At 65.4% G+C, this 21,769-nt stretch carries 17 protein-coding genes; 7 read left to right on the top strand and 10 right to left on the bottom strand.

Translation table 11 applies throughout. From position 1 onward, the window contains the following. Positions 1-491: 491 nt before the first annotated feature. The 5 genes from J1C49_RS16675 to gpmI all read right to left on the bottom strand — a co-directional run bounded on the left by J1C49_RS16675 (position 492) and on the right by gpmI (position 6,101). Entirely contained in the window at positions 492-989 is a 498-nt protein-coding gene (locus J1C49_RS16675) for a hypothetical protein (protein ID WP_227446978.1), read from the bottom strand. Beyond that, on the bottom strand, positions 986-1,492 hold the full coding sequence (locus tag J1C49_RS16670; RefSeq protein WP_227446977.1) for an RNA pyrophosphohydrolase: 507 nt from the start codon (positions 1,490-1,492) through the stop codon (positions 986-988). Before J1C49_RS16670 ends, J1C49_RS16675 begins: the two co-directional genes overlap by 4 nt. Before the next feature lie 494 nt (positions 1,493-1,986). Then, positions 1,987-3,324 carry a S41 family peptidase gene (locus tag J1C49_RS16665; protein ID WP_227446976.1) on the bottom strand — a complete coding sequence of 446 codons (1,338 nt, stop codon included), beginning with the start codon at positions 3,322-3,324 and terminating at the stop codon, positions 1,987-1,989. 141 nt (positions 3,325-3,465) lie between these two features. After that, entirely contained in the window at positions 3,466-4,590 is a 1,125-nt protein-coding gene (locus J1C49_RS16660) for a peptidoglycan DD-metalloendopeptidase family protein (RefSeq protein WP_227446975.1), read from the bottom strand. Beyond that, a complete protein-coding gene (gene gpmI / locus J1C49_RS16655) occupies positions 4,587-6,101 on the bottom strand; it encodes a 2,3-bisphosphoglycerate-independent phosphoglycerate mutase (RefSeq protein ID WP_227446974.1) in 1,515 nt (504 codons plus the stop codon). Before gpmI ends, J1C49_RS16660 begins: the two co-directional genes overlap by 4 nt. Positions 6,102-6,312: 211 nt before the next feature. On the opposite strand from gpmI, the gene J1C49_RS16650 reads away from it, so the two are divergent. Continuing rightward, complete coding sequence (locus tag J1C49_RS16650) at positions 6,313-7,143, top strand: MipA/OmpV family protein (RefSeq protein ID WP_227446973.1); 831 nt, start codon at positions 6,313-6,315, stop codon at positions 7,141-7,143. A 1,203-nt stretch (positions 7,144-8,346) separates the two neighbouring features. Here J1C49_RS16650 and carB read toward each other — a convergent pair. Beyond that, entirely contained in the window at positions 8,347-11,679 is a 3,333-nt protein-coding gene (gene carB, locus J1C49_RS16645; protein WP_227446972.1) for a carbamoyl-phosphate synthase large subunit, read from the bottom strand. 234 nt (positions 11,680-11,913) lie between these two features. On the opposite strand from carB, the gene J1C49_RS16640 reads away from it, so the two are divergent. From J1C49_RS16640 to J1C49_RS16625, 4 genes are all read left to right on the top strand, one after another. Next, a complete protein-coding gene (locus J1C49_RS16640; protein ID WP_227446971.1) occupies positions 11,914-12,591 on the top strand; it encodes an HAD-IA family hydrolase in 678 nt (225 codons plus the stop codon). 232 nt (positions 12,592-12,823) lie between these two features. Continuing rightward, positions 12,824-14,605: an aspartate--tRNA ligase gene (aspS, locus tag J1C49_RS16635; RefSeq protein ID WP_227446970.1), complete on the top strand. Its 1,782-nt coding sequence runs from the start codon at positions 12,824-12,826 to the stop codon at positions 14,603-14,605. 111 nt (positions 14,606-14,716) lie between these two features. Then, positions 14,717-16,105, top strand: coding sequence for a DUF1800 domain-containing protein (locus tag J1C49_RS16630; protein ID WP_227446969.1), 1,389 nt, complete (start codon positions 14,717-14,719; stop codon positions 16,103-16,105). A 4-nt stretch (positions 16,106-16,109) separates the two neighbouring features. Further along, complete coding sequence (locus J1C49_RS16625; protein WP_227446968.1) at positions 16,110-17,333, top strand: DUF1501 domain-containing protein; 1,224 nt, start codon at positions 16,110-16,112, stop codon at positions 17,331-17,333. 1,055 nt (positions 17,334-18,388) lie between these two features. On the opposite strand, the gene J1C49_RS16620 is transcribed toward J1C49_RS16625, so the two are convergent. Continuing rightward, positions 18,389-19,105, bottom strand: a complete 717-nt coding sequence (locus J1C49_RS16620; RefSeq protein WP_227446967.1) for a response regulator — start codon at positions 19,103-19,105, stop codon at positions 18,389-18,391. Positions 19,106-19,279: 174 nt separating this feature from the next. Between J1C49_RS16620 and mce the strand changes: the two genes are divergently transcribed. Together mce and J1C49_RS16610 are read left to right on the top strand one after the other, a co-directional pair. Next, on the top strand, positions 19,280-19,684 hold the full coding sequence (mce, locus tag J1C49_RS16615) for a methylmalonyl-CoA epimerase (RefSeq protein WP_227446966.1): 405 nt from the start codon (positions 19,280-19,282) through the stop codon (positions 19,682-19,684). Next, a complete protein-coding gene (locus J1C49_RS16610) occupies positions 19,684-19,965 on the top strand; it encodes a DUF1467 family protein (protein WP_227446965.1) in 282 nt (93 codons plus the stop codon). The genes mce and J1C49_RS16610 overlap by 1 nt, the downstream gene beginning before the upstream one ends. Before the next feature lie 76 nt (positions 19,966-20,041). On the opposite strand, the gene J1C49_RS16605 is transcribed toward J1C49_RS16610, so the two are convergent. The 3 genes from J1C49_RS16605 to J1C49_RS16595 all read right to left on the bottom strand — a co-directional run bounded on the left by J1C49_RS16605 (position 20,042) and on the right by J1C49_RS16595 (position 21,663). Then, positions 20,042-20,743, bottom strand: coding sequence for an EI24 domain-containing protein (locus J1C49_RS16605; RefSeq protein ID WP_227446964.1), 702 nt, complete (start codon positions 20,741-20,743; stop codon positions 20,042-20,044). Then, the gene (locus J1C49_RS16600) at positions 20,740-21,318 is read right to left on the bottom strand and encodes a nitroreductase (protein ID WP_227446963.1); all 579 of its coding nucleotides are present in this window, start codon (positions 21,316-21,318) and stop codon (positions 20,740-20,742) included. The genes J1C49_RS16605 and J1C49_RS16600 overlap by 4 nt, the downstream gene beginning before the upstream one ends. A 105-nt stretch (positions 21,319-21,423) precedes the next feature. Further along, the gene (locus J1C49_RS16595; protein WP_227446962.1) at positions 21,424-21,663 is read right to left on the bottom strand and encodes a hypothetical protein; all 240 of its coding nucleotides are present in this window, start codon (positions 21,661-21,663) and stop codon (positions 21,424-21,426) included. Positions 21,664-21,769: the final 106 nt, after the last annotated feature.

The following is a 21,769-nucleotide window of genomic DNA, read 5'->3' as shown; positions in this document are numbered from 1 at the left end:
GGGGGCCGCCCTGATCGCCCGTGCGAGCGATGGGCGGACCCAGGGCTTGGCGGCTCTGTCCCGCAGGCGCGCGCTGCGTCTCCATGCGTGTTTGGGCACAGCGCGGCCCCGTGGTCGATTGGGGTGGATGCCCTCCGATCACCGGTCTCGGAATGCGCATGGGAAACGGTGTGCCGGTTTGGATCCCCCGCGCCGGCGCGCAAACGCGGTTCGGATGCGCGCGGGCGAGGGCGCGTTGCGGAAACGCCCGGGACTGCGGAATGGGGCGATGCACAAACCATGCACAAGCCATGCACATCCCATGCGCATGGGATGCGCCTCTCTGGCGACCGGGCGGGGGATGCGCGGTGCTTTTCAGATCCCCGACATGCGATCTTTGCGGTGGTCGAAAAGAGGGGCGCTGCCCCGTCGCAGCAAGCTGCGACTCCCCGGAGTATTTCGGGACAGAAGAAACCACGGTTGTGTTGGAGGCCAGCGGGTGGCGGCGGGTGTCAGCGGGCAGGGGCGCAGGCATCGCCGGTGAAGCAGGCGGTGATGGCGGCCAGCGTGGCCCGTGACGGGGTGGCGTGCAGGTTGGCGCCGCAGGGGCTTGCAAAGACAATGTCGGCACCGGCCTCGCGTTTGACGAAGGCCAGGTAACGCCCGCCATCCTCCGGCGCGCCGCACCACGGTCCGAAACAGAGCACGCGCAGCGTCACGGCGCGCGCGAAGGGGCGGTCAAACCCCTTCGGGCCAAGGCCGAGCCCCCGGAGGGTGGCGGGGATATCGGTCTGGCGGGCGGCGGCCGCGCCGCTGTGGCTTCGGGGCAGCGCGCTTGTGTTGAAGCGCAGCGTGCCGGTAACCACCATCCAGATTTCCTCTGCTGCGGCGGCGGCGAGGAAGTCGCGCACCGGGTCCGGCGTGCGACAGCTCAGCGCGGCGGCAGGGCGGGCGGCGAGGGCCAGCAGAAGGGCGATGCCCGCGAGCCGTGCCGCGGCGCCGATCCTCATGCCAGGTGCGCTCTGAATTCGGCCATCACCGCTTCGTAGACGCCGCGTTTGAACGGCACGATCTGCGCCACCACCTCGTCGGCGGGCAGCCATTTCCAGGCGGAGAATTCCGGGTGGTCGGTGTCGATGCGGATGGCGTCATCGGTTCCGTGAAAGCGCAACAGGAACCATTTCTGCTCCTGCCCGCGATACCGGCCTTTCCAGATCCGCGGGATGATGTCGGCGGGCAGGTCATACCGGACCCAGCCTTCGGTTTCGGCCTCTAGCGTCACCATTGCGGGCGAGACGCCGGTCTCTTCTTCCAGCTCGCGCAGGGCGGCGTCGCGCGGGGTTTCCCCCTTGTCTATCCCGCCTTGCGGCATCTGCCAGGCGGGGGTGTCCACCGGGCTGTCGAGACGTTGGCCGACCCAGGCGTGGCCCTGGGCGTTGATCAGCATCACGCCCACATTCCGGCGATAGGGCAATTGGGCGATGGCATCGGGTGTGAGGGGCGTATCGGTCATGCGCGGATGGGTAGCGCGCGCGGCGCGGCGCGGCAAGGGGCGGCGCTGCGCCGGTCTGGGAGGGACTGCATGGGTGGGGGAGGGACTGTGCTGGTGGGGGAGGGACTGCGGCGGTGGGGGAGGGACTGCGGCGGTGGGGGAGATTGTGTGGAGAGGCGAAGGTCTGTGCCGCGGGGAAAGACTGTGCCTGTTGCGCGGCGCTGATGCGCGGGGCGCGCTGTGCGCATGCAGGGGGGCCGCGCCGCGTGAAAGCCGTGCCCGAGCCGAGGGGCCGCTGCGCGGGGAGGCTCTGTTATGCGGGGCGCGCCGTATCGGGGGAAGGGTCTGCAGGGTCTGCGTTGCGGGGAGCACCCGTGCCCGAGAGGAGAGGCCGCGGCGCGGGTAGAGGCTGTCCCCGAGGGGAAAGCGCAGGCAAAGCGCAATTGCCGAAACGAAGCCGGCGGCCCCGAGATCGGGCCGCCGGCGGGTCTTGTCAGGATGCGCCGTGCGGCGGATCAGTCCGCGTTGGGACCAAGCGCCGACAGGCCCTTGAGGATGTCGATGGCATAGGCCAGCTGATAGTCCTCGTCGCGCAGGGCGGCGGCGGCTTCGGCTTTTTCGCGGTCTGCCTCGATCTGGCGGATCTCGTCTTCGGTCAGCGAATCGTTGTCGAGAGAGCCGCGCAGGTCGGCTTCGGAGCGGTTGAAGATGTTGGTTTCATCCTCGTCCTCCTCCTCGTCGCGGCGGCGGGGCTGTTCGACCACGATATCGGGCGAGACACCGAGCGACTGGATCGAGCGGCCCGACGGCGTGTAGTAACGCGCGGTGGTCAGGCGCATCGCGCCATCGCCACGCAGCGGCATGACCGTCTGGACCGAGCCCTTGCCGAAGCTCTTGGTGCCGACCACCACCGCGCGGCGGTGATCCTGAAGCGCGCCGGCGACGATTTCGGAGGCCGAGGCCGAGCCGCCATTGATCAGCACCACCACGGGCTTGCCGCTCGCCAGATCGCCGGGCGTGGCGTTGTAGCGGTCGCCATCGGCCGGATCGCGGCCCCGTGTCGACACGATCTCGCCTTTTTCGAGGAACGCGTCCGACACCCGGATCGCCTGTGTCAGCAGACCGCCGGGGTTGTTGCGCAGATCGAGCACGAACCCGTTGACGTTTTCGATGCCGCCAAGGGCTTCGATCTGTTCGGCAATGCCTTCGGCGAGGTTGGGGTAAGTCTGGTCGTTGAAGGTTGTCACACGGAGCACGACGCTGTCGCCCTCGGTCCGTGTGCGCACGGCGGTGAGCTTGATGGTGTCGCGGATGATCGAGACGTCGAACGGCTCTTCTTCGCCTTCGCGCACCACGGTGATGATGATCTCGGAGCCGACCGGGCCGCGCATGAGGTCCACCGCGTCGGTGAGGGTCAGACCGAGCACGCTTTCGCCATCCACATGGGTGATGAAGTCGCCCGCTTCGATGCCGGCTTCGTCGGCGGGGGTGCCGTCGATCGGCGAGACCACCTTCACGAACCCGTCTTCCTGGCTGACCTCGATGCCGAGGCCACCGAACTCGCCCCGGGTCTGCACACGCATGTCTTCGGCGTCATCGGGGGGCAGGTAGCTCGAATGCGGATCGAGCGAGGTGAGCATGCCGTTGATCGCCGCTTCGATAAGGTCGCTTTCGTCAACCTCCTCGACATATTGCTGGCGGATCCGCTCGAAGATGTCGCCGAACAGGTCCAACTGCTCGTAGACGCTCGATGGGCGATTGTTTTCCTGCGCCAGAAGCGGGCCGACGAATTGCGTGGTCGCGACCACGGAAGCGAGTGTGCCACCGACCGCGGCCATCACGAGTTTCTTCATCATTGTCGTCCTTTGTCGTCGTCCTGAACCGGGCGATCTGCGCCCGGCTGCCTGTTGTCTTTCGGGCCGCCTTCCCGGCGGGGTGTGTCTGCTGCGGCGCGGGCCAGCTTTGCGTGGCCGTTGCGGGGCACGGTGCCGGGTTCAGCGGCCGAGGTCAAACCATGTCAGCGGGCTCACCGGCCTGTTGTCTTCCCTGACCTCTATATAGAGCGTTTCCGACCGTTGCGCGCCAGTGTTTTCACCGGAAGGTGAAGGGATATCAGCCGCGGAGAGCACGGTGCCGCCCATGAGACCGACCGGATCGCCCGCGCCGACCACTTCGCCGGTGCGTGCGAAGGTCTGGTCGAGACCGGCGAGCACGAACAACAGATCGGCTTGCGGCTCGAGGATCATCACCAGACCGTAATCCAGAAGCGGCCCGGTATAGCGCACGGTGGCGGCGGTGGGCGTGGTCACGAGCGCCTGTGGCTGGGTGGCCAGAACAAGGCCCGGCCGGGTGACGCCGGCGGCGTCGGCCTCGCCGGGGCGGCGCAGGATCGTGCCTCGGACCGGCAGCGGCAGCGCGCCCTTGCGGTCCGCGATGCGGGGCAGGCCCTGGGGGCGCTCATCTTCCGCGATCTGGCTGAGACCGGAGGCGAAAGCGTCGAGGGTTTCGGCGGCGGTGATCAGGATCGCGGTGCGCACCGGGTCTTCGGTAAAGCGGCGCGGCAGTGGCACACGGTCCGCTACGGCCTGGCTCAGCGCGGTCCGCGCGGCCTGAAGATCGGCGAGACCGGCAACAAGCGTATCGGCGGCACTCTGTTGCAGGCGGCGCAGCGCGGTGACCTCCTCAAGGTCGGCCCGGAGCGCGTCGGCCGCGGCGTTGAGCGCGGGTGTCAGGGCGGCGACCAGCATGCCGGAGCGCGCCGCGCCAAGCGGCCCGTCGGGATGCAGGAAGCTTTGTGGCCGGACCTCGGGGCCGAGCGCGGAAAGCACCCCGAGCAGCTGCGCGATCTCCGCATCCTGTGCGGCCAGGCGGCGCGTCAGCTCGGTTTCCCGGATCGCGGCGCGGCGCAGGCCGTCCCGCATGGCCGCGAGCCCGTCTTCGAAGGCGCTGACCGTGCTCGTCAGGGCGGCAACGCGGTCGCGGGCGCCTTCGGCGGCGTCAAGTTGAACCGCGGCGGCTTCGAGCGCGGCAAGCGCGGCACGGGCATCGGCGCCGGCGTTTTGCGCCCCGGCCAACACGGGCGCGGCACAAAGCGCAAGTGTCAGCGCAAGGCGTTTCACGCCAGCAGGCTCCGTCCGGTCATTTCCTCGGGCTGGTCGAGCCCCATCACGTCGAGCAGCGTCGGCGCCACATCCGCCAGCCGACCGTCGCGCAGCGTGCCGCCCTCCGGCCCGCCCCAGAGGATCACCGGCACGAGATTGGTCGTATGGGCGGTATGCGGCCCGCCGGTTTCGGGATCGACCATGGTTTCGCAATTGCCATGATCGGCGATGACAAGCATGGCGCCATCCGTGCCTTCGAGCGCTTCGAGAACCTTGGCGAGACCGGCATCCACCGCTTCGCAGGCCGCAATGGCGGCATCCAGATCGCCCGTATGCCCGACCATGTCCGGGTTGGCATAATTCACCACGATCAGGTCATAGCCTTCGCGGATCGCGGCAACGAAGTGCTCTGTCACTTCCGGCGCGGACATCTCGGGCTGTGCGTCATAGGTCGCCACGTTGGGCGATTTGGGCATGAAGCGGTCTTCGCCGTTCGCGGGGATTTCGACACCGCCATTCAGGAAGAAGGTCACATGCGGGTATTTCTCCGTTTCGGCGAGGCGAAACTGGCGCAGCCCCTGCTTGGACACCCATTCGCCGAGCGTGTTGCGAATGTCGCGCTTGGGGAAGGCTGTCTGCATGAAGCCGTCATGCGCATCGGAGTAGGACACCATCCCGAGCAGCGCAGCGAAGGGCGGCTTGTCGCGGGTGAAACCGTCGAAATCGTCCGACCCGATGGCGGCGAGGATCTCGCGGGCGCGATCCGCACGGAAATTCAGGCAGAAGAAGCCGTCGCCCTCCGCAATGCCGGAATACGATCCGATGACGGTTGCGGGTAGGAATTCATCCGTTTTGTCAGCGGCATAGCTTGCGTCGATGGCCTCTGCGGCGGAGGTCGCACTCGCTCCCTGACCGTCGATCATGGCCCGGTAGGCCTTCTCCACGCGGTCCCAGCGGTTGTCCCGATCCATGGCAAAATAGCGCCCTGTCACGGTCGCGATCTCGATGCCCTCGCGTGCATCGATCCACGCCTGAAGATCGGCCATGAACCGATCCGCGGATTTCGGGGCGACATCGCGCCCATCGGTCACCGCATGCAGCCGCACCGGCACGCCCTGATCTGCGATCATCGAGGCGGCGGCCTTGATGTGGCTGGTGTGGCCATGCACGCCGCCATCGGAGACGACACCCATGAGATGCGCGGTGCCACCGGTTTCACGAAGGGTCTTTGCAAAGCCGAGAATGGCGTCGTTTTCGAAGAAGCTCGCATCTTCGATGGAGAGGTCGATCTGACCGAGATCCATCGCCACCACGCGACCGGCGCCGATATTGGTGTGTCCGACTTCGGAATTGCCCATCTGGCCGCTGGGCAGGCCGACATCGGGGCCATGGGTGATCAGCGTCGCGTGCGGGCAGGTGGCAAAGAGCCTGTCCATCGTCGGGGTGCGGGCGAGCTTGGGTGCGTTTGCCGTGGGGTCATCGCGCAGCCCCCAGCCGTCAAGAATGGTCAGGATCACGGGTTTGGACATCGGTTTGGCCTCCTGCGGTTGCGAGCGGTGTAACAGGGCATCGGCGGGATGTGGAGGGGTCTTCACAGCGCGTTTGCGGCGTGACGTGCCGCGCGGAAGGGCGCCCGGAACCCGGGAGTGTTGCAGATCGGCGCGGTTTCCGACGTTCACGCAGATTTGCCGTGTGCACAGTCGGGAATCGCTCTATTTATTTCCATGCAGACCATGATTCATGGTTTCTTCAGTCAAGGCCTGTAGCACAGGTCATAGCCAAGGCGAACGGATCGAGATGAGCACCTCCGGGCACAGCATTCTGCACAGGTTTGTGGCACTTCTTGTGCTTGCCACGATGATTTCGGTCACGCTTGGGGGATCCGCGAGCGCCGAGGAGCGCAGCCTGTCTTTCGAACTGGGCCTTGGTGCGCGGGTTGCCCCGACCTATGAGGGGTCCGACACCTATCAGACGAGCCCGTCGTTTGGCGGGGGGCTCGAGGCCTTGTCGCTTGGCGCGATCAGTATCGAACCGGGTGACGATCTGGGCTTCGGTTTTGCACCCTCCTTTCGGGTGCTTTCCGAACGGACCGCCGACGATGATAAGGCCCTGACGGGAATCGACGATGTGGATCTGGCGTTTGAACTGGGTGCCAAAGTCTCCTATCGCTGGGACGGGGCGGAGGCTTTTGCGGCCCTGCGCAAGGGCGTGACGGGCCATGACGGGCTGGTGATGGATTTTGGGGCGGATGTCATCATGACACCGGGCACCCGGACCGAGCTGCGGTTTGGTCCGCGCATGTCCTGGGCCGACGATGCTTATATGGACACGTATTTTTCCGTGCCTGCGGGCGCGACGCTGCGCCAGTACGACGCCGAAGGCGGTTTGCGGTCCTATGGGCTTGAGATGTCCATGCGCTATGACATGTCAGACGTCTGGGCGGTGGAAGGCACTTTGGGATACGACCGGCTGACCGGATCGGCAGCGGACTCCCCCATCGTAGATGCCGGCAGCCGCGACCAGGGCAGCGTGGGCATCCAGATAATCCGGACGTTTAACCTGCGCTTCTGAACTGGAACACTGGGTCTTGTTTGCGGACGTGTCGCCAGTGTCGCCCGTGTCTCTTTTTGCGGTGTGAATTTTCTCTGTGGGCTGACGGAACGTCTCGGTGTGTGCGGTCCGGCCGATGGGGTCCAGGGGCGATCAGGGGACCGTTGCCGGGCTTGGCTGATTTGATGGCAGGGCCGTTTTCTGGCGTCGGGTGAACCGATAGAGGGGCCGCTTCGGACCCTCGCTGATCCGATGGCGGGGCCGGTTGGAGCGCTGGTTGGTCGGATTGGAAAACCGATGTGGGTCGTGGCGCATCGGACGACCGGGCCGTATCGGACCGCGCTGATCCGATTGCGGAGCCGGTTGGAGCGCTGGTTGGCTAGATTGGAAAACCGGTCTGGGTCGTGGCGCATCTGACGACAGGACCGTATCGGGCCCTCGCTGATCTGATGGCGAGGCCGGTTGGAGCGTCGGTTGGTCGGATTGGAAAACCGGTGTGGGTCGTGGCGCATCTGACGAAAGAGCCGCATCGGACCCTCGCTGATCCGATGGCGGGGCCGGTTGGAGCGCTGGTTGGTCGGATTGGAAAGCCGGTGTGGGTCGTGGCGCATCTGACGCTGGTGCTTATGCGAGTCGCTTCAACTCTGATTGCGGCGCAGTTGCGGGCTAAGGCTTGTTTGATCGGGGACCTGTTCTGCGTGGTTTGGGGGTGTTGCGGAGGTCATGGCCTTGCCGCTTCGAACGGTATTCGAACGCATGATCCGGCGTTTCATGGGGGCTCGATCGGATCGGTGGTGGTCGGGGCCGTGTGAACGAGATCACTTGCTTCATGTGCTGATCGTGCCGGTGCGGCGCTCAGGCTGTTCACCCTGCGCTGCCGGATATGAGGATCCGACGGTTGGCCCAAGGCATGGCTTCTGCACGTTCGATCCATGCGGTGACCGATGACCGGGGTAGCGCGATGCGCAAGGTCTTGGCCGGCCACGGTCAATGCCAAGCCGCGACGGACCCGAGCCTGGGGCATTCCAGATCGGGAAAAGCATCGGTTCGGCGGCACAGCATTTGTCGGGGTGTGACCGTATGGCCCAGAGGGCGGCCGGGATTGCGACGCCGGGAAACACGCGGCGGCACGCGCGGGCGCGGGTTCCGATCCGAGCCGCACCGGGGATGCAGAAATCCCGGCCAGTGGCCGGGTTTCGCGCGAGGGTCAGCGGCCTGCGACCATCAGCCTTGCAGCGACTTGACCACCAGATCGCCATCTTCGCGTTCTTTCATGGCAAGAGCGGCGGCATGCGCTCCGGCGGCAGTCGTGAAGTAGGGGATCTTGTCATAGAGCGCGACGGAGCGGATCTCCTGGCTGTCGGTCACCGCGGCGGCGCCCTCGGTGGTGTTCATCACCAGTGCGATGCCGCCGTCCTTCATCAGGTCGACCACGTTGGGGCGGCCCTCATAGACCTTCTTGACCACGGTGGTTTCCAGCCCGTGATCGGACAGGAACGCGGCTGTTCCGCCCGTGGCAACAATGGAAAAGCCCAGATCGGTCAATGTGCGTGCCGTTTCGACAAGCTGGGGGGTTTTGTCGTCATCCTTGATCGAGAAGAACACGGCCCCTTCGGTGGGCAGCACCGTGCCGGCCCCCATCTGCGCCTTGAGGAAAGCACGCGGGAAAGACCGATCCCAGCCCATGACTTCGCCGGTGGATCGCATTTCCGGGCCAAGCAACGTGTCCACGCCGGGGAAGCGTGCGAAGGGCAACACGGCCTCCTTCACGGAGAACCACGGCATGTTCGGGTCCGCCAGCGTCATCGGATCGGCAAGCGGCAGCGTGGTGTCATACCCGGCATCGGACGGGTAGGGATCGCGCAGCGGGAAGTTGGAAAGCGGCTCGCCCGCCATGATCCGCGCGGCGATGGAGGCGATGGCGCTGTCGGTGGCCTTGGCAACGAAGGGCACGGTGCGGGATGCACGCGGGTTCACCTCGATGAGGTAGATCTCGCCATCCTTGATCGCGAATTGGACATTCATCAACCCGACCACGCCGAGCGCGCGCGCCAGCGCATGGGCCTGCCGCTCGATTTCGGCCAGCACCTCTTTCGAGAGCGAGTAGGGCGGGAGCGAGCAGGCGCTGTCGCCCGAATGCACGCCGGCCTCCTCGATATGCTGCATGATGCCCGCCACATGCACCGCCTCGCCATCGCACAGCGCGTCCACGTCAAGCTCCACCGCGCCGGAAAGATAGCTGTCGAGCAGCACCGGGCTGTCGCCGGACACCACCACGGCCTGCGAGATGTAGCGGCGCAGCTGATCCATGTCGCGCACGATTTCCATCGCGCGTCCGCCCAGCACGTAGGACGGGCGGATCACCAGCGGGAAGCCGATCTCTTCGGCGATGGCGAGCGCCTGTTCGTCGGTCGAGGCGATTCCGTTTTTCGGTTGTTTGAGACCGAGCTTTTCGACCAGCGCCTGAAACCGTTCGCGGTCCTCGGCAAGGTCGATCGCATCGGGCGAGGTGCCGAGAATCGGGATTCCCTCTTCTTCGAGCGCATTGGCGAGCTTGAGCGGCGTCTGGCCACCAAACTGCACAATCACGCCCTTCAGGGTGCCGTTCTGCTGTTCGACACGCAGGATCTCCATCACATGCTCGAAGGTGAGCGGCTCGAAATAGAGCCGGTCGGACGTGTCGTAATCGGTGGAAACCGTCTCGGGGTTGCAATTGACCATGATCGTTTCGTAGCCCGCCGCGGTCAGCGCGAAACAGGCGTGACAGCAGCAATAGTCGAACTCGATCCCCTGGCCGATCCGGTTCGGGCCGCCGCCCAGAATGACGATCTTGTCGCGCTTTGAGGGCCGCGCTTCGCATTCGACCTCGCCCATCATCGGGGCCTCATAGGTGGAATACATGTAAGGTGTCTGCGCCTCGAACTCGGCCGCGCAGGTGTCGATGCGCTTGAACACGGCGGCCACGCCCTGCCCGAGGCGTGCGTCGCGCACGGCTTTCTCGGTCTGGCCGGTCAGGGTCGCCAGCCGCGCATCGGTAAAGCCCATCATCTTGAGATCGCGCAATCCGGCGGCATCGCCGGGCAAACCGTCGGCCTTGATCCGCGCCTCGACATCCACAATCTCGCGGATGCGGGCGAGGAACCACGGGTCGAACATCGTGACGCCATGGATCTCGTCATCGCTGAGACCGTGGCGCATCGCCTGCGCGATGGTGCGCAGACGGTCCGGTGTCTGTTGACCGATGGCCTTGATGATGGCGGATTTCTCCGGCGCGCCAGGGATTTCGACATCGTCAAAGCCGGTCAGGCCGGTTTCCATCGAGGCCAGCGCCTTCTGCATCGATTCGTGAATCGTCCGCCCGATGGCCATGGCCTCGCCCACGGATTTCATCGCGGTGGTCAGATACGGTTCGGAGCCGGGGAATTTCTCGAAGGCAAAGCGCGGGATCTTGGTCACGACATAGTCGATGGAGGGCTCGAAGCTCGCCGGGGTCACGCCGGTGATGTCGTTGTCGAGCTCGTCGAGCGTGAAGCCCACCGCGAGCTTCGCGGCGATCTTGGCGATCGGAAAACCGGTGGCCTTGGAGGCCAGCGCAGAGGAGCGCGACACGCGCGGGTTCATCTCGATCACAACCATGCGGCCATTGTCGGGGTTCACCGCCCATTGCACGTTGGAGCCGCCGGTTTCGACGCCGATCTCGCGCAGCACCGCAATCGAGGCGCCTCGCATCATCTGGTATTCCTTGTCGGTCAGCGTGAGCGCGGGTGCGACGGTGATGCTGTCGCCGGTATGCACGCCCATCGGATCGACGTTTTCGATGGAGCAGACGATAATCGCGTTGTCGGCCTTGTCGCGGACAACCTCCATTTCATATTCTTTCCAACCCAGCAGCGACTCGTCGACGAGGATTTGCCCGACCGGTGAGGCATCCATGCCGGAGCGGCAGAAATGGATGTAGTCTTCGCGGTTATAGGCCACGCCGCCTCCGGTGCCGCCAAGGGTAAAGGCCGGGCGGATGATCGCCGGAAGCCCCACATAATCCAGCGTTTCCAGCGCGATGGCGACGCCGGCCTCAAGGTCGAACTTGCCCTTGGCATCCTTGGGCGCGGTGACGATGGTGGCCTTGGGGTTTTCCAGACCGATCCGTTCCATCGCCTCGCGGAAGAGCTTGCGGTCTTCGGCCATCTCGATGGCCTCGCGCTTGGCCCCGATCATCTCGACGCCGAATTTCTCCAGCACACCCATTTCCTCAAGCGCAAGCGAGGTGTTGAGCCCGGTCTGGCCGCCCATCGTGGGCAGGAGCGCGTCGGGACGTTCCTTCTCGATGATCTTGGCGACAACCTCGGGGGTGATGGGTTCGATATAGGTGGCGTCCGCCAGCCCCGGGTCCGTCATGATCGTCGCCGGGTTGGAGTTGACGAGGATAACCCGATACCCTTCCTCGCGCAGCGCCTTGCAGGCCTGGGCGCCGGAATAGTCGAATTCGCAGGCCTGCCCGATCACAATCGGCCCTGCGCCGATGATCATGATGGATTTGAGATCGGTACGCTTGGGCATGGGGGTATCCTTTACCTCGGCAAAGCAGCGATTACAGCGGGACACGCCCCAGCCGCAAATTGTTGCGGGTTATAGACATGCGCGACTGACGTTCAAGGGGCTTCGCACGGCGATTGTCGCTTTGTGCATCCGGTGGGCGGGGTCCACGGGAAGGCCGGAAATCGCGCCGGCGGCTGAACCATTTTGCCGGGCCCGCGTTATCCCGGAACCGACGTCATTCCAGGAGAGCCACAGATGACCCCCTCAGCCGTCTTCTTCGGAGCGATCGGCACGCTTGCCGAGACCTCTGACATGCAACGCCGCGCCTTCAATGCCGCCTTCGAGGAAGCCGGTCTCGGCTGGCGGTGGGACCCGGGCGCCTACCGCGACATGCTGCGCGCGCCCGGCGGCCGGGCACGGATTGCGCGGTTTGCCAAGGAGCGCGGCGAGAGCGTCGATGCCGACGCGCTGCATGCCCGCAAGGTTGCGCATTTCCGGGCGCTGGTCGAAGAGGAAGGGATCGCGGCGCGCCCCGGTGTCGTTGCCTTGATCGAGACAGCCAGAGAGCGGGGAATCAAGGTGGGGTTTGTGACCGCGACGGGCGAGGACACGGTTGATCTTATCCTTCGGGGGTTGGAGGGCTGTGTTGCACGCGACCGGTTCGCGCTTGTGACCCATGGCGGGCTGGTGCCCGCGGGCAAGCCCGACCCGGCGATCTATGTGCATGCGCTTGCGGCGCTCGGCCTCGACCCCAAGAGCGTCCTGGCCATCGAAGATACACCGGAAAGCGCGCAGGCAGCTGTGGCCGCGGGCATCCCGACGATCGCCTGTCCCGGTCTGGAGGCGCAGGGGCGCGATTCTCCCGGTGTCGAGGCGGTGGTGGATGCGCTCGATCCCGGGCTCCTTGATGGCCGCGCCGGGCGCGCAGCCTGAGCCCGCATCTCGGGGGCGGCGGGTGCGGGTTTCCGGGCGCGGCGCCGCTGAATGGCCGGGCGGGCCGAGGGGCGGGCGCGGGGCGTGCGTCCTGCAATCGGCCGCCATGGCGCTGCAATCGGCCCTGTGACTGCGCGATTTATGGCGAATCGCGCGGGCTTCCCTTGACTTCCCGCGCGCAGAGCGATGTATCGGCCCACAAAGTTCCGCTTCCCCAAAAGGGCCGTTCGTTATGCATGCCTATCGCAGCCACACCTGTGCCGATCTGACCAAAGCCAATGTCGGCGAGACCGTTCGCCTTGCCGGTTGGGTACACCGCATCCGTGACCACGGGGGCGTTCTGTTTGTCGATCTGCGCGACCATTTCGGCATCACGCAGGTGCTTTGTGACCCCGACAGCCCGGTCTTTGCCGAGGTGGAAAAGGTGCGCTCGGAATGGTGTATCCGCATCGACGGCACCGTGAAGGCGCGCGACGAGAGCCTTGTGAACCCCAAGATCCCGACCGGCGAGGTCGAGGTTTTCGTGCGTGACATGGAGGTGCTGGGCGCGGCGGACGAGCTGCCGCTCATGGTGTTCGGCGATCAGGAATATCCGGAGGAGACGCGGCTGCGTTACCGCTATCTCGATCTGCGCCGCGAGGCGATGCAGCGCAACATGACGCTGCGCTCGGATGTGGTGGCCTCGATCCGCAAGCGGATGTGGGACCAGAATTTCCGCGAGTATCAGACGCCCGTGATCACCGCGTCGAGCCCCGAGGGGGCGCGCGACTTCCTTGTGCCGTCGCGTCTGCATCCGGGCAAGTTCTATGCGCTGCCGCAGGCGCCGCAGCAGTTCAAACAGCTCATCATGGTGTCGGGTTTCGACAAGTATTTCCAGATCGCGCCCTGTTTCCGCGACGAGGATCCGCGCGCCGACCGGTCGCCCACGGATTTCTACCAGCTCGACATGGAGATGAGCTTTGTCGAGCAGCAGGACGTGTTCGACACGGTGGCACCGGTGATTGCGGGCGTGTTCGAGGAGTTCGGCGGTGGCAAGACGGTGGACGCACCGCAGGACTGGCCGCAGATCCCCTATGCCGAGGCGCTGCTGAAATACGGCACCGACAAGCCCGATCTTCGCAACCCGATCGAGATGCAGGACGTCTCGGAGCATTTCCGGGGCTCGGGCTTTGCGATCTTTGCCAAGCTTCTGGAGCAGGAAGGCACGCAGATCCGCGCGATCCCCGCGCCCACGGGCGGCAGCCGCAAATTCTGTGACCGGATGAATGCCTTTGCCCAGAAAGAGGGCCTGCCGGGCATGGGTTATATCTTCTGGCGTGAGGCTGATGGCGCGATGGAGGCCGCAGGGCCGCTTGCCAAGAACATCGGCCCCGAGCGCACCGAGGCGATCCGCCAGCAACTCGGGCTGGGCGTCGGAGACGCGGCCTTCTTCCTCGGTGGCAAGCCGCATGCCTTCGAGCGCGTGGCGGCGAAAGCGCGCGACGTGATCGGCGAGGAAAAGGGGCTGACGGACAAGAACCGCTTTGCCTTTGCGTGGATCGTGGATTTCCCGATGTACGAGGCCGACGAGGAAAGCGGCAAGATCGACTTCAGCCACAACCCGTTTTCCATGCCGCAAGGTGGCGAAGCGGCGCTGGACGGCGATCCGCTGGACGTGCTTGGCTACCAGTATGACCTTGCGTGCAACGGCTACGAACTGGTGTCCGGCGCGATCCGGAACCACCGTCCGGAGATCATGTTCAAGGCGTTTGGCCTTGCGGGCTATGGCGAGGACGAGGTGCGCAAGCGTTTTGGCGGCATGGTCAACGCCTTCCGCTTTGGAGCGCCGCCGCATGGCGGGTGTGCCGCGGGGATCGATCGGATCGTGATGCTGCTGGCCGATACGGCGAACATCCGCGAGGTCATCATGTTCCCGATGAACCAGCGCGCCGAAGACCTGATGATGAATGCGCCTTCCGATCCGACGTCGGATCAGCTCATGGAACTCGGTCTGCGCGTGATCCCTCAGGACTGATCACGTTTCGGCAAGAGGGCGCGCATCGGGATTGGAGCGGCTCGCGTCCCGTGTCAGACTGGCTTTGGCGGGGCACTCTGGGTTCCGTCGCCAGGCCGGGAGGGTTTGCGCGTGCCTTTTGATCCCGCTCTTGCGGATATTCGATTCGGCTGTGGGCTCAGTCCCGTTGTTGCGCCGCCGGACAGCGTGCGCGCCATGCTGGACCGGCTGCGCCAGCAGGACCGGGCGGCGCGGGACTGGCCGATCCAGCCATGGCCGGCCTTTTCGGACCATGTCGATTATCGCGCCAACCTGCGCAAACGTCTTCGCGCGGAGACCGACGAGGCGGCGGCGTTCGAGCTGCGCAAGGAATCCGAACGGCTGCGGGTTTTTGCGCGCAAGGATTCGCTGAAATGGATGGCGGCGCATATTGCGCGCCGGATCACGACGGTTGACCCGTTCCGCGAACGGCTGGAAGCGTTCTGGGCCGATCATTTCACCACCGCAGGCAAGGGCGGGCTGCTCAAGCACGGGGTTTCAGCCTTCCGGGAAAGTGCCATCCGGCCCAATATGACCGGCCGGTTCGAGGATCTGTTGATCGCGGCGGTCACCCATCCGATGATGCTGATCTATCTCGATCAAACGACAAGCGCGGGTCCGAACTCGGAGATCGTGCAAGGCGGTGCGGGATCGCTCGGTCTTAACGAGAACCTTGCGCGCGAGATCCTGGAATTGCACACGCTGGGCGTCGATGGCCCCTATACACAGGCCGATGTGCGGCAGCTTGCGGAGCTTCTGACCGGGCTGACCTATCGTCCGGGCCTGACGCGGCGTTTCCGTCCAGAGTTGGCGGAGCCCGGCGCGGAAACCGTGCTTGGGGTGTCGTATGGCGGTGCAGGCGATGCGACGCTCGATGATATTGATGCGGTGCTGCGCGATCTGGCGCGTCACCCGGCGACGGGCTGGCACATGGCGGCAAAGCTGGCCGTGCATTTTGTCGGCGATCAGCCGGAGCCTGCGTTGATCGTGGCGCTGGAACGCGCGTGGCGCGATACGGGCGGCGATCTGATGGCGGTATACGAAGCGCTCCTGTCGCATCCGGCCAGCTGGTCGCCCCGCTTGAGCAACATGAAGCAACCGTTCGATTTCATCGCGTCGGCCTGTCGTGCGCTGGCTGTGCCCGGCGCGGTGTTGGTCGATATGCCGGAGACGGAGTATCGCCGCCGGATCCATGACCCGATGGTTGCCATGGGACAGCGCTGGCAAGCGCCGGTCGGGCCTGATGGTCTTGAGGAAGCCGATGGTGCCTGGTTGACGCCGGCGGGGCTTGCGGCGCGGCTGCAATGGGCGATCGGGGTGCCGGAACTGCTTTTGCCGGTGTTGCCGGATCCACGGGCCTTTGTGCGCACGGCCCTTGGGCCCTTCACCAGCGAAGCGACGCTGTTTGCCGCGCGCGCGGCGGAAAGCCGGGCGGATGGCGTCGGGCTGGTGCTCGCCGCGCCTGCGTTTCAGAGGATGTAAGCGGATGGACAGACGTGGATTTCTGGGCGGGTCGCTTGCCCTTGGTTGCTCGCTGGCGGCAAGCCCGCTTGTGACGCCGATCACCTTTGCCGCGACGCCGGGGGAGGCGCGATTGGTGGTGATCATCCTGCGCGGTGCGATGGACGGGTTGGCGGCGGTGGCGCCCTATGGCGATCGCGATTTCGCCAGTCTGCGCGGTGCCCTTCCCATCGGGGGGGACGGGTATCGCGATCTTGACGGGTTCTACGCGCTGGCGCCGGAGCTGGCCCCGCTGATGCCGCTCTGGCAGGCCGGGCAGCTTTCGGTCGTCCACGCGGTTTCGACGCCCTACCGCAACAAGCGCAGTCATTTCGACGGGCAGGACATGCTCGAGGCGGGCATTTCGGATCTCGGCGCGGGTTTGACGCGGGATGGCTGGCTCAACCGGATGCTGGGCCTGATGGCGCAGGGCGGGCAAACGCAGACCGCCTATGCGGTCGGTCATGACGCGCTCAAGATCCTGCGTGGGGACGCGCCGGTGGAGCGTTGGTCGCCGGATGCGGATCTCTTGCTCAGCCCGCAGGCCGTGCGGCTGGCGCGGATGGTCATGGAGGACGACCCGGCGATGGCGCGCGCGCTGGACGAAGCGTTGCGGCTGGCGGGGAGCGATGGGGACGGGGTCATGCTCGACCAGCCGGCAATGGGTTTTGACAGCATGATGCAAGGCGAGGCGGTGGATACGCGCCCCAGCGCGCAACATCGGCGGCTGGCGGGCTTTGTCGCGGACCGTCTGCGGGCGGATGCGCGGGTGGCGTCCTTCTCGCTCAATGGGTGGGATACGCATCGCAACCAGGCCGCGGGGCTTGGCCGGGCGCTGACCCGGCTGTCGGAGACGATCCTGACGCTCAGGGAGGAGACCGGCCCCGCGGTCTGGGATCAGACCACCGTTGTTGCAATGACGGAGTTTGGTCGGACGGCACGATTCAATGGTGGCAAGGGCACGGATCACGGCACGGGTGGGGCGATGATCCTGGCCGGTGGCGCGCTGAATGGTGGGCGGGTCGTGGCCGATTGGCCGGGGCTTTCGGAAGCCGATCTGTTCGAGCGGCGTGATCTGATGCCGACCCGGGATTTGCGGGCGCATGCGGGCTGGCTCGTTCACGGGCTGTTTGGCCTGTCCCGGTCCGACGTGGAGACCGGGGTGTTCCCCGGGGTCGATCTGGGCGCAGACCCGCGTCACCTCGGGTGAGTGTGCCTTGCGATTTGCCGACCTTGGCTGAAGCGCTGTGTATATGTTGCCCGCCTTGGCTCAAGTGCTGTGTGGACGTTGTGCGCCTTGGCTCAAGTGCTGTATGGACGTTGCGCGCCTTTCCTTCTGCGCGACCTCGAAGACGTGGCATCGGCGGCGAGCGCAACTTGGCATCGGCGCGTCCAGCCGCGAGCACCGCTTGTAAGACAATTTCCTCCCGTGAGCGCCAAAAGCGCCATCACCACCCGAAATGCATGCTGAATGCGATTCTGGCGAACACAGCCTGCCTGGTTTTGCGCCGAGGGCCGCTCTCGGTATGCGTGCCCGTATGGAATGCGGGCCCGCTGGTGTGACCGCCCCTTGGCGCCATCGCCGCTTGGCGTGAACGCGCCCCGGGCGCGAGGGCGGGTTGGTTTGGATCTTGTTGGCGGCAAGGACGGCTTCGGTATGACCTCGCGAGGATCTCAGGGCGGACTGGTTTGCGCGCTTTGGCGAGTGGACGGCATTGCGAGAGGGCGGCTTTGATGTGAATGGTCCTGGGCGGGAGGATGCCTTTTCGGGAATGCCAGTGGCTTTCAAGGCAGCTCGGTCTCAACGGCTTTGGATGCGAGCGCCGCTTAGTGTGCGCCCTTGGATGTCTGGCCCCGTTGGCGTGAATGCCATTGGCTTTGAGGGCCGTTTGGTCTGAACGGCTTTAGATGCAAGCGCCGCTTAGTGTGCGCTCTTGGATGTCTGGGCCGGTTGGCGTGTATGCCATTGGCTTTCAAGGCCGCTCGGTCTCAACGCCTTTGGATGTGAGCGCCGCTTTATGCGCGCCCTTGGATGTCTGGCTCCGTTGGCGTGAATGCCATTGGCTTTGAGGGCCGTTTGGCCTTAGCGCCCGTTGGCCCGACGACCGCGCCAACGGTCCTACGCGCCGCATACTTGCGCCGCGTGCCGGCGCGCCACCCGTCAGGAAGACGCCGCGAACTTCGTCGCGACGAACGGGCGCCGGTCAGGGATCCATGGCGCCGGGACGCGCGCGTGCCCGCGCGACCGCGGCACGCGGAGCGGCGTTACATGGCCATGGGTTCGGCGAGCCGGTCCTGCACCAATGCGGCCACACGTGCGAGCGGTGATTGCAGCGGCTGGCCGTCCCTTTGCGCGGCCGTGAGATCTTCGGCGGCGCTGGCAAGGGCGGCGTCATTGGCGGAGCGGGCGACCCCGGCGAGAAACTGCGCCACATACTGAAGCGTCTGGCCGTCCGAGCGGTCGTCGAGCACGTCGGCGACATGGGCCATGTCATCGCGGAAGGCGACCATGTCGGGGCGGATCGGATCATTGCTCACGAGCCGCGGACTGGGCGGTTGACGCTCTGCGGGCAGGACGGAGAGGATCGCCGTCTGGAAGGCGGGCACCGAGGAGATCGGTTTTGCGAGGAACCCGTCCGCCCCGGCGGCGAGCGCCACGTCCTCGGCGAAACTGTCGCCGCTTGTGCCAAGGATCACGTCCACCCGTGGCGATGTGTGGGCCAGTTCGGAAATCAGGTCGGCGCCGGAGCCATCCGGCAGACCGAGATCAACGATCACCACGGAAGGGCGATAGACCTGAAGGTGGCGCCGCGCGGATTTGAGGCAATCGGCACGCCGGATCCGCGCGCCGGACCGCAGGCAGAGCAGGCGCATGGCGTCGCAGGCAAAACGGCTATCCTCGACCACGAGCACGGTGAGGCCCAGAAGCGGCCGCGATGCGGTGGGGCGAAGATGGGTTGCAAGCTGGTCTAGCGGGTCCATGGTCCTCTCCTTTGGAACGGTGCCGGGATCGGCGGTTCGGGGTCGTGCGACTCACTTTGGCGCAGCTTGGCTAACAAGCGGTTAAAGGACGCAGACCCTTGCGGCATCCCCCATGCGCGGTCCATATGCTGCGCAAGTTCAAGATCGAAAGACCGCGACGCAGGAGACAGAAGCATGATCGGACGTTTGAACCACGTGGCCATAGCCGTGCCCGACCTTGAAGCCGCGTCCGCGCAATACCGGGATGCGCTGGGCGCCAAGGTGGGCGCTCCACAGGACGAACCCGATCATGGTGTGACGGTTGTCTTCATCGAGCTGCCGAATACCAAGATCGAGCTGCTCTATCCCTTGGGAGAAAGCTCGCCGATCCAGGGTTTCCTCGACAAGAATCCGTCTGGCGGCATTCATCACGTCTGCTACGAGGTTGATGACATCCTCGCCGCGCGCGACCATTTGCAGGAAACCGGCGCGCGGGTGCTTGGCAGCGGCGAGCCCAAGATCGGCGCGCATGGCAAGCCGGTGCTCTTTCTGCATCCCAAGGACTTCAATGGCTGCCTTGTCGAGCTGGAGCAGGTCTGATGGGGATCACGTCCGGAATCGTTCTGTTTGCGGTAATCTGGTTCATGACGTGGCTCGTGGTGATCCCGATCCGGATCAAGACCCAAGGAGACCTGGGTGAGATCGTGCCCGGCACCCATGCCGGAAGTCCTGAGGTTCACAATCTCAAGCGCAAGGCGTGGATCACGACGGGCGTGTCGGTGGTGCTCTGGATCATCATCGCGACGATCATCCTGACGGGCACGATCACGGTGCGCGATATCGATGGCTGGATGTTCAACCGCATGGAGCCGCTGCAGTAAGCGCGGTCGGCCGACGGGTGGTATATGGACAGGCTCCGCGATGGCGGGGCCTGTTGTCGTTTGATCCGACCCGTTCCTAGCGCGCGCCGGATGCCGTCGTAAGGCGGTAGACGATGTGGGTGAAGGTCGCCGCGCCCAGAACCGGCACCAGCAGGTTCACCAGCGGGATCGTCAGCGGCACCACCATCAGCACACCCGCCGCCCAGATCGTCGGAAGGTTGCTCCGCCACATGGCGCGGGCATCCGCGCGCGGCATCCGGCGAGAGGCCGCGAGGGTGAAGTATTCCCGCCCGAGCAGGAAGCCGTTCAACCCCCAGAAGACAAAAGGCGCAAGCGAGGCCACCGTCAGGTAGATGATCAGCGCCACGATGTTGGCCGCGATCAGAACGCCGAGAAAGCCAAACGAATCGCGAATCGCATCGGAAACGGTCTGGGTGCGGGCCTTGCTCAGATGCGGGTAGTGGCGATGCTCCACCGCGTCGGCAACCTCGTCGAGAAAGAGCCCGGTGATGGCGGAAGCCACGGGCACCATCAGGAAGGCGGAGAGCACGATCATCAGCGGGATCGCAGCCCAGGACACCACCTCATCCACCCAGGATACCGTTCCGATCCAGGGCAGGGTCACGGCATCACCCAGAAGCCATCCCACCGTCCACACGAAGAGCGCATAGAACGCCACCAGCAACAGCACGGTCAGGCCGACCCCGCGGCCCAGGACGGCGCGAAAACGCCGGTCGCCGAGCTGGGCAAGCGCCTTGAAGAACGCCGTCAGGATCATGTGTCCACCCATTCGGTCAAAGCGTCGAGCGAAGGGCGCGGACGCTCGGGCGGCACGCTGCGCTCGGTGCCGATATGGATAAAGCCCGCGACGCGTTCCTGCGGCGAAAGCCCCAGAGCGGAGGCGCAGAAGGCGCGGTCATGGCTGGCCCACCCCGACAGCCAGTTCGCACCCCAGCCCGATGCCAGCGCCGCGTTGAGCAGCGCGAGGCAGACCGCCCCCGCGGAATAGGTCTGTTCGATGGCGGGGATCTTCGGGCTGTCCTTGTGCACCTCGATGACGGCCACGCAGAGCGGACTGTTGGCAAAGGCGGCGCGGGCCTTTTCGATATCCTCGTCGGATTTGCCGAGCCGCGTGCCGCAGGCAACCGCCTCGGAAGCCACCCGGTCCAGCGCGGCACCACGGAGCACGATAAATCGCCACGGTTCGAGCTTGCCGTGGTCGGGTGTTCGGGCTGCGGCGGTCAGGAGCGTGCGCAGGGCGGCCCGGTCGGGCGCAGGCGCCTGTAGCGTCTTGGCCGGACGCGACCGGCGCGTCAAAAGAAAGTCCATCGCGGCGGGATTGGGCTGCGGCATCGGGAGTCCTCGGGTCGTTTCCTGCCTTATGTCTGCCTTTGCACGGGGGCTTTCAAGCCATGTCTGGCGTGAAACCGGATGTGGGCCGGGAAAGGCAGGGTCAGATCAGGCTCCGTCCTTGTCGCGGGTATAGACCCCCTCGGGCAAGCTGATCGCCGCGGCAAGGTCACGCATCTGGGTGATGGAGAGCGTGATCTTCTGGGTGCTGTCGGTGCGCGGGTCGTATTGCTCGACCGTGATGCATTCCTCGAAGGTGGATACGATCACGTCCTCCTGAAGGGGGGCGTTGCCCTCGTCCACAAGGGTGACCACGGTGGCGTCAAATTCGTGCTCGATGCTGAACATGGGCGTATCCTAGAGCGCATTCCGAAAAGTGGGAACCGGTTTTCGGGATGAAATGCGCGAGGTGTGGGCAGAGCGCATTCCGAAAAGTGGGAACCGGTTTTCGGGA

The organism is Cognatishimia sp. F0-27 (assembly GCF_020667845.1).
GTDB lineage: Bacteria > Pseudomonadota > Alphaproteobacteria > Rhodobacterales > Rhodobacteraceae > JAFMPQ01.
Note: the sequence above shows the minus strand (reverse complement) of the source record. Positions and strands in the feature narration are given on the sequence as shown.

Bases quoted from the DNA above. Each gene is read 5' to 3' on its own strand.
- J1C49_RS16675 (WP_227446978.1), bottom strand. From the start codon at position 989: ATGAGGATCGGCGCCGCGGCACGGCTCGCGGGCATCGCCCTTCTGCTG.
- J1C49_RS16670 (WP_227446977.1), bottom strand. From the start codon at position 1,492: ATGACCGATACGCCCCTCACACCCGATGCCATCGCCCAATTGCCCTAT.
- J1C49_RS16665 (WP_227446976.1), bottom strand. From the start codon at position 3,324: ATGAAGAAACTCGTGATGGCCGCGGTCGGTGGCACACTCGCTTCCGTG.
- gpmI (WP_227446974.1), bottom strand. From the start codon at position 6,101: ATGTCCAAACCCGTGATCCTGACCATTCTTGACGGCTGGGGGCTGCGC.
- J1C49_RS16650 (WP_227446973.1), top strand. From the start codon at position 6,313: ATGGTTTCTTCAGTCAAGGCCTGTAGCACAGGTCATAGCCAAGGCGAA.
- carB (WP_227446972.1), bottom strand. From the start codon at position 11,679: ATGCCCAAGCGTACCGATCTCAAATCCATCATGATCATCGGCGCAGGG.
- J1C49_RS16640 (WP_227446971.1), top strand. From the start codon at position 11,914: ATGACCCCCTCAGCCGTCTTCTTCGGAGCGATCGGCACGCTTGCCGAG.
- aspS (WP_227446970.1), top strand. From the start codon at position 12,824: ATGCATGCCTATCGCAGCCACACCTGTGCCGATCTGACCAAAGCCAAT.
- J1C49_RS16625 (WP_227446968.1), top strand. From the start codon at position 16,110: ATGGACAGACGTGGATTTCTGGGCGGGTCGCTTGCCCTTGGTTGCTCG.
- J1C49_RS16620 (WP_227446967.1), bottom strand. From the start codon at position 19,105: ATGGACCCGCTAGACCAGCTTGCAACCCATCTTCGCCCCACCGCATCG.
- mce (WP_227446966.1), top strand. From the start codon at position 19,280: ATGATCGGACGTTTGAACCACGTGGCCATAGCCGTGCCCGACCTTGAA.
- J1C49_RS16610 (WP_227446965.1), top strand. From the start codon at position 19,684: ATGGGGATCACGTCCGGAATCGTTCTGTTTGCGGTAATCTGGTTCATG.
- J1C49_RS16605 (WP_227446964.1), bottom strand. From the start codon at position 20,743: ATGATCCTGACGGCGTTCTTCAAGGCGCTTGCCCAGCTCGGCGACCGG.
- J1C49_RS16600 (WP_227446963.1), bottom strand. From the start codon at position 21,318: ATGCCGCAGCCCAATCCCGCCGCGATGGACTTTCTTTTGACGCGCCGG.
- J1C49_RS16595 (WP_227446962.1), bottom strand. From the start codon at position 21,663: ATGTTCAGCATCGAGCACGAATTTGACGCCACCGTGGTCACCCTTGTG.